Source organism: Mesorhizobium sp. PAMC28654, assembly GCF_020616515.1.
In the GTDB taxonomy this organism is placed as follows: domain Bacteria; phylum Pseudomonadota; class Alphaproteobacteria; order Rhizobiales; family Rhizobiaceae; genus Mesorhizobium.
This window is the reverse complement of record NZ_CP085135.1, coordinates 645,294-657,531: the sequence shown is the minus strand read 5'-3', so window position 1 is coordinate 657,531 and position 12,238 is coordinate 645,294. Positions and strand designations below refer to the sequence as shown.

The 12,238-nt window shown below is 62.5% G+C and carries 13 protein-coding genes and 3 pseudogenes; 3 read left to right on the top strand and 13 right to left on the bottom strand.

All coding sequences use genetic code 11. The annotated features are described in order from the left end of the window. Positions 1–8: 8 nt before the first annotated feature. The 3 genes and pseudogenes from LGH82_RS03230 to LGH82_RS03220 form a co-directional block, all read right to left on the bottom strand. Positions 9–1,159, bottom strand: a protein-coding gene (locus LGH82_RS03230) for an IS3 family transposase (RefSeq protein ID WP_413771365.1) whose coding sequence is annotated in 2 segments (ribosomal slippage) — positions 9–895 and positions 895–1,159 — 1,152 coding nt in all. Because the reading frame shifts where the segments join, the coding sequence is not laid out codon by codon here. 45 nt (positions 1,160–1,204) lie between these two features. Next, a pseudogene (locus tag LGH82_RS03225) lies at positions 1,205–2,269 on the bottom strand (hydantoinase/oxoprolinase N-terminal domain-containing protein); the annotation flags it as partial. A gap of 88 nt (positions 2,270–2,357) precedes the next feature. Then, the gene (locus LGH82_RS03220) at positions 2,358–3,263 is read right to left on the bottom strand and encodes a LysR family transcriptional regulator (protein ID WP_227347270.1); all 906 of its coding nucleotides are present in this window, start codon (positions 3,261–3,263) and stop codon (positions 2,358–2,360) included. 103 nt (positions 3,264–3,366) lie between these two features. Here LGH82_RS03220 and LGH82_RS03215 point away from each other — a divergent pair, with 103 nt between their 5' ends. Beyond that, on the top strand, positions 3,367–4,485 hold the full coding sequence (locus LGH82_RS03215; RefSeq protein ID WP_227347269.1) for an NAD(P)/FAD-dependent oxidoreductase: 1,119 nt from the start codon (positions 3,367–3,369) through the stop codon (positions 4,483–4,485). A gap of 127 nt (positions 4,486–4,612) precedes the next feature. Here LGH82_RS03215 and LGH82_RS03210 read toward each other — a convergent pair whose 3' ends face one another. From LGH82_RS03210 to LGH82_RS03195, 4 genes and pseudogenes are all read right to left on the bottom strand, one after another. Then, positions 4,613–5,890: an NAD(P)/FAD-dependent oxidoreductase gene (locus LGH82_RS03210; protein ID WP_227347268.1), complete on the bottom strand. Its 1,278-nt coding sequence runs from the start codon at positions 5,888–5,890 to the stop codon at positions 4,613–4,615. A 12-nt stretch (positions 5,891–5,902) separates the two neighbouring features. Further along, positions 5,903–5,998: pseudogene (locus LGH82_RS03205) on the bottom strand (haloacid dehalogenase type II); the annotation flags it as partial. Positions 5,999–6,522: 524 nt separating this feature from the next. After that, positions 6,523–6,966: a type II toxin-antitoxin system VapC family toxin gene (locus LGH82_RS03200; protein WP_227347267.1), complete on the bottom strand. Its 444-nt coding sequence runs from the start codon at positions 6,964–6,966 to the stop codon at positions 6,523–6,525. Beyond that, a complete protein-coding gene (locus tag LGH82_RS03195; RefSeq protein ID WP_227347266.1) occupies positions 6,963–7,265 on the bottom strand; it encodes a hypothetical protein in 303 nt (100 codons plus the stop codon). Before LGH82_RS03195 ends, LGH82_RS03200 begins: the two co-directional genes overlap by 4 nt. Before the next feature lie 246 nt (positions 7,266–7,511). Between LGH82_RS03195 and LGH82_RS03190 the strand changes: the two genes are divergently transcribed. Further along, positions 7,512–8,291 (top strand): alpha/beta fold hydrolase, encoded by a 780-nt coding sequence (locus LGH82_RS03190; RefSeq protein WP_227347265.1) that lies wholly within the window; start codon positions 7,512–7,514, stop codon positions 8,289–8,291. Positions 8,292–8,568: 277 nt separating this feature from the next. On the opposite strand, the pseudogene LGH82_RS03185 reads toward LGH82_RS03190, so the two are convergent. Then, positions 8,569–9,276: pseudogene (locus LGH82_RS03185) on the bottom strand (sugar ABC transporter substrate-binding protein). A gap of 12 nt (positions 9,277–9,288) precedes the next feature. Beyond that, complete coding sequence (locus tag LGH82_RS03180) at positions 9,289–9,504, bottom strand: hypothetical protein (protein WP_227347264.1); 216 nt, start codon at positions 9,502–9,504, stop codon at positions 9,289–9,291. A gap of 51 nt (positions 9,505–9,555) precedes the next feature. On the opposite strand from LGH82_RS03180, the gene LGH82_RS03175 reads away from it, so the two are divergent. Beyond that, positions 9,556–9,834, top strand: a complete 279-nt coding sequence (locus tag LGH82_RS03175; RefSeq protein WP_227347263.1) for a hypothetical protein — start codon at positions 9,556–9,558, stop codon at positions 9,832–9,834. Between the two features lie 52 nt (positions 9,835–9,886). Here the strand turns inward: LGH82_RS03175 and LGH82_RS03170 are convergent, their stop codons facing one another. The 4 genes from LGH82_RS03170 to LGH82_RS03155 all read right to left on the bottom strand — a co-directional run bounded on the left by LGH82_RS03170 (position 9,887) and on the right by LGH82_RS03155 (position 12,110). Continuing rightward, positions 9,887–10,207: a TrbC/VirB2 family protein gene (locus LGH82_RS03170; protein ID WP_264484390.1), complete on the bottom strand. Its 321-nt coding sequence runs from the start codon at positions 10,205–10,207 to the stop codon at positions 9,887–9,889. Between the two features lie 8 nt (positions 10,208–10,215). Beyond that, positions 10,216–11,232, bottom strand: coding sequence for a P-type conjugative transfer ATPase TrbB (trbB, locus tag LGH82_RS03165; RefSeq protein ID WP_227347261.1), 1,017 nt, complete (start codon positions 11,230–11,232; stop codon positions 10,216–10,218). Between the two features lie 216 nt (positions 11,233–11,448). After that, a complete protein-coding gene (locus LGH82_RS03160; RefSeq protein WP_006338687.1) occupies positions 11,449–11,766 on the bottom strand; it encodes a helix-turn-helix domain-containing protein in 318 nt (105 codons plus the stop codon). Then, positions 11,763–12,110, bottom strand: a complete 348-nt coding sequence (locus LGH82_RS03155) for a type II toxin-antitoxin system RelE/ParE family toxin (RefSeq protein WP_413771458.1) — start codon at positions 12,108–12,110, stop codon at positions 11,763–11,765. Before LGH82_RS03155 ends, LGH82_RS03160 begins: the two co-directional genes overlap by 4 nt. Positions 12,111–12,238 lie beyond the last annotated feature (128 nt).

The window sequence follows — 12,238 nt, the reverse complement described above, 5'->3', positions numbered from 1 at the left end:
CGGGTTGCTCATTCGGCGGCGTTTCGCTCGAACTGCATCGGGCTGATGTAGTCGAGCGCGGAATGCCGCCGGATGGGATTGTAGAAGCCGTCGATATATCGGGCAATGGCGGCTTGGGCATCGGCGCGGGTAAGGAAAGAGGTGCGCCAGATCAGTTCAGTTTTCAGCGTCTTGAAGAATGTTTCGACCATGGCGTTATCAAAGCAATTGCCCTTGCCTGACATTGAGATGATGACGCCGGCGGCACGCAATTCGGCTTGGTAGTCGATAGAACAATATTGGCTGCCGCGGTCGGAGTGGTGAATGAGGCCGGGTTCCGGCTGCCGCATGACGAACGCCTTGTTGAGCGCTGCCAGAGCCAGGCTGCGGTGTAGCCGGTTGCCAGCAGCCCAGCCAACGACCTTGCGGGCAAACAGATCGATGACGACAGCAAGGTACAACCAGCCCTCCCGCGTCCAGATGTAGGAGATGTCGGCACCCCATTTCTGGTTGGGACCAGTGGCGGCAAAATCCTGGTCGATGACATTGGGGGCAACCGGAAAGGCGTGTTCGCTGTCCGTCGTGCGCTTGAACCGCCGCTTCTGTCTTGCCTGGAGGCCATTCTCCCGCATCAGACGCGCCGTTCGTCGCCGGCCAATGGCAAAGCCATTGTCTTGCAGTTCCCGCGTCATGCGCGGGCTACCATAGGTTCCGTTCGACAGCGCGAACGACGATCGCACATGCGCCAGCATTATCATGTCGTCGCGCTGCCGGCGGCACGCCGGCCGGCGCCCCCAGGCAAAGTAGCCGCTCGGGCTGACACCCAGCGTCGCGCACAAACGGTCCACAGGGAAATCCTTCTTCGCCTGGTCGATGAGCGCGAACCTCACCGACTTCCCTCCTTGACGAAAAAAGCCGTCGCCCGTTTCAAGATATCCCGCTCCTGCCGAAGGATTTCATTCTCCCGCCGCAGCCGTTTCAATTCAGCGGCGACATCAGCATCAGGCGGACGCCCAGGATCGCCCATCTCACGATCCAGCTGCCGACCCATCCATCGCGTCAGCGTCGAGAAACCAACACCAAGATCCTCCGCGATCTGCCGCTTCGTCCGACCGCTCGTTCGCACAAGGCCAACCGCCTCCGCCTTGAACGCATCCGTAAACTGTCTCTGTTTCGTCATCGAGGTCGCCTTTCATCAGAAGGAAACTCTCCACTTTTTCGGGGCAAGTCCACCCTGCGCGTCGACGCTGGCGATCGAGCCGCCACCGACGCCGATGGAGCTCACCGACACGGAGGGAATATGGAGCGGAAACTCGCCGATCAACTCGCCGGTGCCGAATTGCGGCTCGCCGTCAATGATGAGCGCGAAGTCGGCCGAGGTGCCGCCGATGTCGAGGGTAAGGATTCTGTCTTCGCCGGCCTGACGCGCCAGCCACGAGGCGCCGATGACTCCGGAAGCCGTTCCCGAAAGCAGCATGTTGACGCAGGCGTGCTTGCCTTCTGCGGCGTTCATCAGCCCGCCATTCGACTTCGTCAGCATCGGGCGAGCAGGCACGCCCCGCCCTTTCAACCGGTCCTCCAGCGCCGTCAAATAGCCCGAGACACGCGGATGGACATAGCCGTTGAGAATGGCGGTCGAGCTGCGCTCGTATTCGCGGATGACCGGCCACACCTCGGCCGAGCAGAAGACGAAGAGATCGGGCGCAAGACGGGCTATCGCCGCCTTGACGGAGGCTTCCTGCCCGGCGTTGCGCCATGAATGGAGGAAGGCGACGATGATGCCATGCGCCCCGTTCGCTTTCGCCGCCGCGACCGCGCTTTCCACCGCCGCCATATCAGGTGCCTGGGTCTCGCTGCCATCGGCACGCATGCGGGCCGGAATGCCGAAGACCATGTCGCGCGAGATCAGCGGGTCCGGCCGCGAGCAGAACAGCGAATACATGTCCGGCATGCGAAGCCGTGCAAGCTCGATCACGTCCTCGAAGCCGGCATTGGTGAACAACGCCAGCGGCGCGCCCTTGCGCTGGATGATCGTGTTGATGCCGACGGTCGTGCCGTGCACGAAGCGCGTCATATGCGTAGGATCGAAGCCTTCTCGCTCGGCCAGCAGGGTGAGGCCAGTCATCAGTTCGGCGCCCGGATCTTCCGGCGTCGTCAGCACCTTCAGCGAGGCGAGGCGTCCGGAATTTGCTTCGAGCGCGCAGAAATCGATGAATGTCCCGCCAATATCGACGCCAACCTTCCAGTCGGCCCTGTTCCGCGCCTCATCCGCCGCGATGACACAATCCATGATGCTTCCCTTCCTATCTGCCACCAAAGCTGGCACGACCGGATGTTGCGGGTCCAAGACGGATGACGGGCAAGTATATAAGTCTTGCTTATGCCTTGGCGCGATGGTCGCCGAGGGCGGCGGCACAGGCCGCGCGGATCTCATCGCGCATCATCTCATCGGCCAGTGAAAGCGACCGCGTCCGCGAGGTGAGAAGTGCGATCGGAAATTCCGGTCCTGCCGTCAGCGGCCTGACCGCAAGTCCGGCAAACTTATACCACGGCAGCAGCGCGTCGACCAAGGCGATGCCCAAACCGGCCTGGACAAAACCGACCGCGGAGATGGATACGTCGATCTCGAGCGACGGGGAAAGCGTCACACCTTGCGCGCGGGCAGCGTGGGCCAGTTCGTCGGCGGGACGGGTGTTGCCGCGATAGGATATCAACTCCTCGCCGACGAGATCGGCGAGCGTCAGCTCGGTTTTCCTAGCCAACGCATGCCCGGTGGGCAGCAGGCATGCGAAGCCGACGCTGCCGATCACCTCCGCCTCGATATCCGGAGGCAGCCGGTTGTCCATGGCCACGCCGAGGCTGGCATCGCCTGCTCGCAGCATGTCGACGATGGCGGCGATCGGCGCGCTATGAGCACGCAACATTATGTTGGGATGCTGGGCCCGGAATTTGGTGAACGCACGCGGCAAGATAGCCATGGCCGGCGGCGGTGAGGCGGCCACCCGCACCAGCCCTGCCCGACCCAGGCGTAGATCGGTGGTCTTGCGGCGCAAGCCTTCAAGCCCGGCCGACAACCTCTCGGCATCAGGGAATATCTCGAGCGCCTCCGGGGTCGGTCGCAACCGGCCTTTCACCCGCTCGAACAAAGTGAAGCCAAGTTCGTCCTCGGCGTGGAGCAGGATCTGGCTCAAAGCAGGCTGGGAGATGTTCAGCGTCCGCGCCGCGGCGGTCACGGTGCCCGCGCGCATGACGGCGATGAACACTTCGAGCTGCCGGGCCCGCATTGCCACTCCATAGGTAAAGCTTATGGCTTCTGTCCAAACCCATCTTTGACGCAAGTCCGCGGTGCGGACAAGATTGGTCAAGGATTCTTTGCGTGAGGGCTCCATGGATGTGATCGTGCTGGGCGGCGGACTGATGGGAACGGCTTCGGCCTATTTCCTGGCCCGGCGCGGCGCGCGCGTGACGTTGATCGAGCGCAACCGGATGGGCGCTGGAGCAACGGTAGCCTCCTTCGGCAACATCCGCCGCACGGGGCGTCATTTGTCCCAACTTCCGCTCGCCCATCGCTCGCTCAGGCTGTGGGGCGAGGCCGAAAAAATGCTTGACCGCGACGTGGAATTCCGCGCTACCGGCCATATCCGGCTGATCTTCGATGAAGATAGCCTCGCCGACATGCGGGCCTACGCCAAAGCGGCGCTGCCCTTGGGACTTGAGCTGGAGGAGCTCAGCCCGCGCGAGATTCGCGCCCGTTTTCCCGGTCTCGGTCCTGATGCTATTGCGGCGTCGTTCTCGCCGCACGATGGCAGCGGCAATCCGCGGCTGATCGCACCGGCCTTTGCCGAGGCTGCACGCGGGCTGGGCGCCGAAATCCTCGAGGCGACTGAGGTCGAGACGATCCGGCACACGGGCTCCAGCTTCCTTGTCGCCAGTTCAAAAGGTGCATTCGCCGCCGAGTGTCTGCTCAACACCGCCGGCGCCTGGGGCGCGCGCATCGCCGCGCAGTTCGGCGAAGCGGTACCGCTCGACGCCCGCGGCCCGCAGATGGGCGTGACCGAGCCGCTGCCGCATCGGATCCTGCCGGTGGTCGGCATCTGGACGCGCAACAAGGACCATGGCGCCTATCTGCGTCAGGTCGAACGAGGCAACATCGTCTTCGGCGGAGCGGCAGAAAGAGTAGCGGTGGACCTCGAACCAGGCCAGGCGACCGCCGACCCCATGCGCCTGCCCACGCAGCTGCGCGCCGTCGCGCGACTGCTGCCGGCGATCGCGCAGGCTACGGTCATCCGCACCTGGTCCGGTTGCGAGGGCTATGTCAGGGACATGCTGCCGGTCATGGGGCGCTCGGCGACGACGCCAGGCCTGTTCCACGCCTTCGGCTTCAGTGGACACGGCTTCCAACTCGGTCCGGGCGTCGGCGACGCCATGGCCGAACTCATCACGACCGGCCAATGCGAAACGCCACTCGATGATTTCAGGATCAACCGCTTCAGCCGCGCTGCCTGATCGTTACAGAGACGGATCAGGGTCGCACGAAACGGTTCTAACGCGCCCGCAATCTTCCGTACGATCCCGCGACCAATGGTTGATCATGGCACCAGATCTTGGGTGTCCGCGCATAGTTCGTCGAATTCTACTGCACCCGATCCAGCAGTTTGTAGTAGGCGCCGACCAGCGGCAGGAACCAGGGTGGGCCGAAGTGGCCGGGGATGGCGTCCCAGGCGAGATCGGCCCAGGGGTTGCGGTTGATGCGGTCCGTCATCATATCCGCCATGATCTCGCCCATGTGGGTGGCGAGTTGCGCGCCGTGACCGGAATAGCCCATCGAGAAATAGACGCCATCGGCCTGACCCGCGCGCGGAAAGCGGTCCTTGGTCATGTCAACCAGCCCGCCCCAGCAATAATCCACCTCGATCCCAGCAAGCTGGGGGAAAATGCCGGCGAGCGCCGCCTGCAGGATGGCCCCGCTTTTCGCATCGGATTTCTTGTCGGATCGGGCCGAAAACCGCGGCCGGCCGCCGAAGATCAGGCGGTTGTCCGGGGCAACGCGGAAGAAGTTGCCGACGTTCAGCGTGGTCACGCAGGTCCGGTTGCCCGGCATGGTGGCGGTCAACTCGGCCGAGGTCAGCGGGCGGGTAGCCAGGAGGAAAGCGCCCACCGGCACGATGCGGCGCCGGAAATAGTTGAAAGCCGACGTTGTGTAGGCCCCGGTCGCAAGGAACACCTTGTCGGCGGTGACCTTGCCCTCGGGCGTGGTCAGTTCCCACCCTTTTTCAACCTGACGGCGGCTGGTGACGGGTGTATTTTCGTGGATTTCGGCGCCACGCCCTGCAGCGGCCTCGGCCAGACCGACCACAAAGCGGCCCATGTGCATCATGGCGCTTTTCTTCATCAACAGCCCGCCGTGGAAAGCGTCGGAACCGATCTCTCGGGCAAGGTCGGCGCGGGACAGGAGTTCGGTCTCGCAGTCAACCTCGGCATGGACCGCTGCGTAGTTCTGCGCGAGACTGTCGTAGTGCGCGGGCTTGGCGGCGAGCTTCAGTTTGCCCGAGCGGCGGAAATCGCAGGCGATACCTTCCTCAGCAATGATGCGTTCGATTGTCTCGATGCCTTGATCGAAGGCGCGGTACATTGCCTTGGCTTTTTCCTCGCCAAACTTGCCTTTGGCGTGCAGGAAGCTGTGGGCGGTGCCGTTGTTCACGTGGCCCCCATTGCGGCCGGAGGCGCCGAAGCCAACCTGCCGAGCCTCAAGCACGATGACGCGGCGCCCGGCCCTCGCCAGCTTCCGCGCGGCGCCGAGACCGGTGAAGCCCGCGCCGATCACCGCCACATCATAGTGGCCCGAAACCGGCGCCGCCGTTCCGCCGGTGAAGGCGGGGGCGGTTTCATGCCAGTAGGAAGCGAATTTCATGCCTTACCCTTGTTACGGACCACACACGCCGGCAAGGTCGCCGATGTTGGCGATCTCGGTGTATTCATGGAAAGGGTTGGCCGGTTCGTGTTTGCGGTTCACCCAAACAAACCTTGGATTATCGGGTGCAGTTTAGCGGGACGTTCATGCGCACCTCGTTGAAAGGCCGGGCCGCCAAAGCACAAAACACTGTATTGAGTTTGCTTACGGCACAGAGTTGCGGGTCCATCTTTCGCCTCTGTCATATCCCGGTTCCGCCTAGCGAAACCGGCCGCGGACGCTCCAAGACCCTTGGCGGTCGCACGTCCTGACTTCGGCGCAATCTCCCACCGTTCCCACTCCGGGCCTACCGCAGGAAACAGCAATGTGTCGATTGCCCTGCCACATGCGCGCGGCCTTGCTTGCTGGTGCGGGAGTGCTCGCAACCCCGTGGCGTACAATTTGCTGGGAAGGCTCCGCCCGTCGATGAATTGGCCATCCGCATAGGTGACCAGGAAGAGTGCGGGCGGCCTCTACACCCTCGCAAGGGACATACCGCTGACACAGATACCCAGCAGCACACGCTCGCAGGATTGGTACTAGCCGACGGCAAACGGCGCTTCAAGCTGAACCATCTTGAGGGTCCTTTCGGCTCACGAAGGGAACCCTGCACTGTCACGCAGAGGGTTGATGATATCGATTCCGTGGAAGTCTTTCTCATTGTCCGTGACGACCACGCAGTCGTTGGCCTCGGCGACCGCGGCGATGATGGTGTCGAGCGCGCTTCGGGGGCGTCCCTTCGCCTTCCCGCCAGCCATCAGCCGCGCCCAGACGAGGCCAGCTTTCTCGTCAAACGGTAGGATGCGGCCGGCGAACAGCGCTTGCGGGCCTTCGGGGCCGTCGAACCAAGTTTCAAGGCTGCTGCGCTTCTTGCCCTTCGGTTTCTCCAAGATACCTCGTTGGATTTCAGCGACGGTAAGCGAAGCAATGAAAAGGTCGTCGTCTTTCTGGGCGCCCATCCAGGCCAGCAGCGAGCCCGACGGCTCCGGCTTTATGACATTGCTGATGATATTGGTATCAAGGAGGTAGCGCGTCACAGATCGACCTTACGCCCCCCTTCTCGCGGCCGGCTGAGGTCGAGATCCGCGCCAACCATAGGCGAGCGACGCAGCGCGGCGAGAATACCGCCCGCTTTCGGAGGCTCACCCGCCACTGCCTGCCGTATCGTCCGGCGAAGCTGCCCGGCTTCCGGACCTTCCTCCGTCAATTTCCGAGCAAGGGATCGGAGTAGATCGCGATCGGCGTCGGGCGCCTGGATCTCGAACCGCGCGATGCCACGCTCAGTCAGACGGGACCGATAATTCTCGAGGGCTCTCTTCTGCGCACTGTTGCTCATCGCTTGCCTCCGTGCTATATCCAGATATATAGCCATGTTTTCTTTGGAGTGCAAGGTCTGGCCTGCTGCCGGTTTTTCGGACACCGAGGTTAAGCTTGGTGGACTGCACCCGGATCGATCTGACTACAGAAGGCGATGTACCTCGTCTTGATGAGCTTGGGTTCCAGCGCTACGCCTAGCGGCGTGAAGACTACCATATGACCGCCGTGCGGCGAAGAACCGATCTGGCTGGGGAGACCTTTGATCATGCTTCATTTGCGCGTTTCGGGCGTCGCGAGCCAGCCGACGATCATGTTTCTCCATGGGATAGGAACCAGCGGTTGGATGTGGGAGGACCAGTTTCGACGCCTGACCGGGTTTCATTGTGTGGCCGTCGATCTGCCGGGCCACGGCCTCAGCCGATCGGTCCGTTGGCATTCGATGGAACGCACGGCGGACTTGGTCGGCGATGTCATTCGCGCTGAGGTCCCGGGACGGAAGGCGCATATCGTCGGCCTTTCCCTCGGCGCCTATGTCGGGCTCACCCTTCTATCCAGGAATCAAGAGGTTGCGGACCGGGCCGTGCTGAGCGGCCTCAACGTGCTGCCGCTACCCAATCCCTGGATGATGACCGTGATGGGCTACCTGATGGCCCCGATTCTGAAGACGTCAGCTGGCGCCAGGATGAACGCCCGCGCGCTGAAGGTTCCCGACGACCATTTCGAGGGATACAGAAAGTCGCTTCAACAGCTGTCGATGCAAGGCTTCATGGCGGCCAGCCGCGACGCCGGCGCCTATTCGATGCCGACGGGAACCGCCAATATTAGGACACCCACGCTTCTAATCGCCGGAGAGCGCGAGCACGCGCTGATTCAGCGGTCGATGGACGCGCTGGCTGCTGTCCTGCCTCACGCCGAGAAGAGGTTCGCCAACAGCCTCGGGCATGGTTGGAACGGAGAAGCGCCCGAGCTGTTCGCGGCCACGGTAAGGGCGTGGTGCGACGGCGCGCGCTTGCCTGATGTGCTCTTGGATCATGTGCCCCAGTGAATGGCCCTGAGACCTTGATGGGTCTGCATCCGACCAGCGGTCGATTGCGCCTATCGTTCGTCTCGCCGGTGAATAGATTGTCGATGGTTGAGCCCAGTTGAAGCCCGCTGAACCAGCGTGACCGGTACTGTGACTGTCTCGCTTTGCTCTGCTGTGACTGATGAGACCGAGCGATTTGAAACCCGTCTTGGCTGTTTGCAAGTTCCGGCCGGTAACAGAAAAGCCGGTCGCGGTAGCGACCGGCAACTCTGGCAAATCTGAAGTCCGACCTCGATGATCAGAACGCCGGCTTGACCGCGTCGACGTTGTCCTTGGTGACGACCGTCAGCGGGATCGGAATGCGATCCTTCACTTCCTTGCCGTCCAGGATGTCGGCCATGGTATTAATGGCGAGCTTGCCGTCTTCGACAGGCGACTGGACGATGGTCGAATACATCTCGCCGGACTTGATCGAAGCAAAGGCGTCCTTCTGACCATTGATGCCGACGGTCGGCGGTGTGGGCTTGCCGGGGTTCGCCTCCTTCCAGGCATCGATGAAACCGCGCGCCATAGTGTCGTCGTTCGCGTAGACGCCCGCGATCTAATCACCAAACCGAGTGATCAGATCTCGGCTAGCGACTAGAGCCTTCTGCTGGTCGAAGTCGGCGTTTACGGTGTCGAGAACCTCGATCTTGCTGCCGAGATTCTTGAGATGATCGGTGAAACCAGCGACGCGGCCGATCGTGGTGCCATTGCCGGCCTGGCCGGCGATAATGACAACCGAACCCTGCCCGTTGAGCGCCTTGTTCAGCGAGTCTGCCGCCATCTCGCCTTCCGAATAGACGTCCGGTCCGGTGAACGACTTGATGAAGGGCTTGGCCTGATCATTCATCGGCGAATTGATCAGGATCGCCGGGATGTTGGCCTGTTGTGCGCGCGCCTGAGCCGGTATGTAGGCCTGCGGGTCGAGTGGCCACAGAATGATGCCGTCGGCCTTGCGCGCGATGCAGGTGTTGATCTATTCGGTGCCAGTCTGGACATCGAAGTTCTGACTAAGGCTGAGCACGTCGATGCCGAGTTCCTTTGCGCGGGCATCGAGCGCCTTGTTCGCTGGGGTGACGTAGGCGTGAGAGTCTGCTGCCGTCACGTAGCATACCGTTTTGGCTTCAGCCCAACCGGCCGAAGCCAAAAGCGCCATGGTGCCGACAAGCAATGTACTTTTCCTGGTAATCATCATTTCCTCCCTGTTGAATTCTGGTGGTTAAGCCGAGGCGACTGCCGCGGCATGACTCCGCGAGCCCGTCCGAACCGTACGGTCGAGAACGACAAGCAGAATGAGGATGAGGCCGGAGACGACCTGCTGGACGTAGGCGGGGATGGACTGGAATTCCATCGTGGTGGTGAGCGAGGCGATGGTGAGCACACCGCCGAGGGTGCCCAGTGCAGAACCTCGCCCGCCCTCAAGACGCGTAGGGGCCGCGCCTCGACGCAGGTCTCATCGTTTCCCGGCAGGCCGTCGAAGAAGCGGCTGACGGGAACGTCCAGCGTCGTAGCGATCTCGTAGCCGGGCACTGCATAATCCGGCATTGGGCCGCCATGTTCGACAGCACCCGCCATCAGATCAGCGCTCCGCCGCCGAACGAGAAGAACGACAGGAAGAAGCTCGACGCCGCGAAAGCGATGGACAGGCCGAACACGATCTGGATGAGCCGGCGGAAGCCACCCGACGTGTCGCCGAAGGCGAGCGTCAGGCCGGTGACGATGATGATGATCACCGCCATGATCTTGGCGACCGGGCCCTCGATCGACTGGAGGATCTGTTGCAGCGGCTGTTCCCACGGCATCGAAGAGCCGGAGGCATGGGCGGGCGCGGCCATCACCAGGATGAGCGTGGGAACCGAAACGGTCATGGCGAGACGATGGCGCGCGAGGCGCAGGCGTTGGATCACGGATTTTCTCCTTCAGGGCTTTGGACGAGCAAGGTCGGGCTGTCGTCGCCCTCGATGACGGCTGGCGCGACCAGGTAATCGCCGTCCGGGCGCAGGCCATCGACACGGGCGAGTTCGGACAGCCGGCGCGCGGAGCCGCGGCCGGAAAGGACGGCAACCAGGTCGATCGTTTCGGCGATCAGCGCGCGGGGAACCGTGACGACGGCTTCCTGGATGAGCTGTTCCATGCGGCGGAGCGCGCCGATGGCGCTGCCGGCGTGGATCGTGCCGAGGCCGCCGGGGTGGCCGGTGCCCCAGGCCTTGAGCAGTTCGAGCGCCTCGGCCCCGCGCACTTCGCCGACCGGAATGCGGTCGGGGCGCAGGCGCAGCGATGAGCGAACAAGATCAGATAGAGACGCGACGCCGTCTTTCGTGCGCATCGCCACGAGATTGCGCGCGGCGCATTGCAGCTCGCGCGTATCCTCGATGATGACGACGCGATCGGCGGTCTTGGCCACTTCAGCGAGCAGCGCGTTGATCAGCGTGGTCTTGCCCGTGGATGTGCCGCCTGCAACGAGAATGTTCGCGCGGTTTGCAACGCCCTGGCGCAGCGCGTCCGCCTGGCGCGCCGACATAATCCCGGTCGCGACATAATCTTCGAGGGTGAAGATGGCGACGGCAGGCTTGCGGATCGCGAAGGCGGGCGCCGCGACGACGAGAGGAAGAAGCCCCTCGAACCGCTCGCCCGTCTCGGGCAGCTCGGCCGAGACGCGCGGGGCGCCGGCATGGACTTCGGCGCCGACATGATGAGCAACGAGGCGAACGATGCGCTCGCCGTCCGCCGCCGACAGACGTTCGCCTGTGTCGGACAACCCCTCGGACAAACGGTCGATCCACAAGCGCCCATCTGGGTTGAGCATCACTTCAACGATGCTCGCATCGTCGAGATAGCGGGCGATCGCAGGTCCCAGCGCTGTGCGCAGCATACGCGCGCCGCGCGCCAGACCTTCTGAATTGTGAGGCGAAGCTGCCATCCTGTCCCCGTTTCGATCCGGGAGACATGGGCGACCCCTGGACGGGGATGATTAAGAGAGCCGCATCTCGAGTGGTTTCAACACCTATATCGAGGCGTAGTGGCGTAGCATGCAAATACAGGAGATTGGCGGCGCCGACCTGTAATCAAGGCTGATGATCTTCAGGCAAGGGCGGCGCCCGACGTCAAATGTGAGCTCGTCGGCAAGGCCGTCTGATCAAGCGGCCTCAGCACGAGTTGACCGTCGAGGCTTGTGGCGAACCACCACGTCGACCTTGTAGTCGAGCCGATCCAGACAGCGAACCAGCCTGTCTATTGAAAACTTGCCCGTACGCCCGGTGGCGATCGCGGAGACGTCGGGCTGTTTCATTCCGAGCAGTTCGGCCGACTTCGCCTGGGTCAGACGCCGGCGCTTGATAATGGCGCGGATCTCGCGGGCCAGCTTGGCCTTGAGCAATTCCTCTTCGGGATTGTCAAAGCCGAGGTCCGCAAACACGTTGCCGCTGCTCACTTCGGCGGTGATGTCTTCTGTCATGACTTCGTTCCTTTCCCATAGTTTTCGCGGTAGTGCGCTTCGGCCGCCTTCAATCGCACTGTCACGAGATCGATTTCGTGCTTGGGTGTCTCCCTGCCCTTCTTCGACTTCTTCTGGAAGCAATGAAGCACGTAGATCACTCCGGCAAAGCGCACCGCATAGACGGCCCGGTAGGTATCTCCGTCGAAGTCGTCGACCACCTCGAGGATGCTACGGCCCCCAAACCCTTTCAGGGCTTTGACAGCCGGGTGCTCCTCACCATTCTGGGCGTCGTTGATTGCGACACCCATCAACCGGCGAACATCGACCGGAAACTCGCGCAGGTCGTCCTTCGACGACCCCATCCATACCGCAGGCTTTTGGTTTTTCATTCTCGCTTGCCTTATAGCATACAGACTATAATTTTCAACGAAAAATCCTGACGCCACTTAGCCACTGAAAAAACTGATTCGGCTCAGACGGCTGTTTTTTC

Excerpts from the sequence above, each read along its gene's own strand:
- LGH82_RS03220 (WP_227347270.1), bottom strand. The coding sequence starts at position 3,263 with ATGCGGGCCCGGCAGCTCGAAGTGTTCATCGCCGTCATGCGCGCGGGC.
- LGH82_RS03215 (WP_227347269.1), top strand. The coding sequence starts at position 3,367 with ATGGATGTGATCGTGCTGGGCGGCGGACTGATGGGAACGGCTTCGGCC.
- LGH82_RS03210 (WP_227347268.1), bottom strand. The coding sequence starts at position 5,890 with ATGAAATTCGCTTCCTACTGGCATGAAACCGCCCCCGCCTTCACCGGC.
- LGH82_RS03195 (WP_227347266.1), bottom strand. The coding sequence starts at position 7,265 with ATGAGCAACAGTGCGCAGAAGAGAGCCCTCGAGAATTATCGGTCCCGT.
- LGH82_RS03190 (WP_227347265.1), top strand. The coding sequence starts at position 7,512 with ATGCTTCATTTGCGCGTTTCGGGCGTCGCGAGCCAGCCGACGATCATG.
- LGH82_RS03180 (WP_227347264.1), bottom strand. The coding sequence starts at position 9,504 with ATGATTACCAGGAAAAGTACATTGCTTGTCGGCACCATGGCGCTTTTG.
- LGH82_RS03175 (WP_227347263.1), top strand. The coding sequence starts at position 9,556 with ATGACTCCGCGAGCCCGTCCGAACCGTACGGTCGAGAACGACAAGCAG.
- trbB (WP_227347261.1), bottom strand. The coding sequence starts at position 11,232 with ATGGCAGCTTCGCCTCACAATTCAGAAGGTCTGGCGCGCGGCGCGCGT.
- LGH82_RS03160 (WP_006338687.1), bottom strand. The coding sequence starts at position 11,766 with ATGACAGAAGACATCACCGCCGAAGTGAGCAGCGGCAACGTGTTTGCG.
- LGH82_RS03155 (WP_413771458.1), bottom strand. The coding sequence starts at position 12,110 with ATGGGGTCGTCGAAGGACGACCTGCGCGAGTTTCCGGTCGATGTTCGC.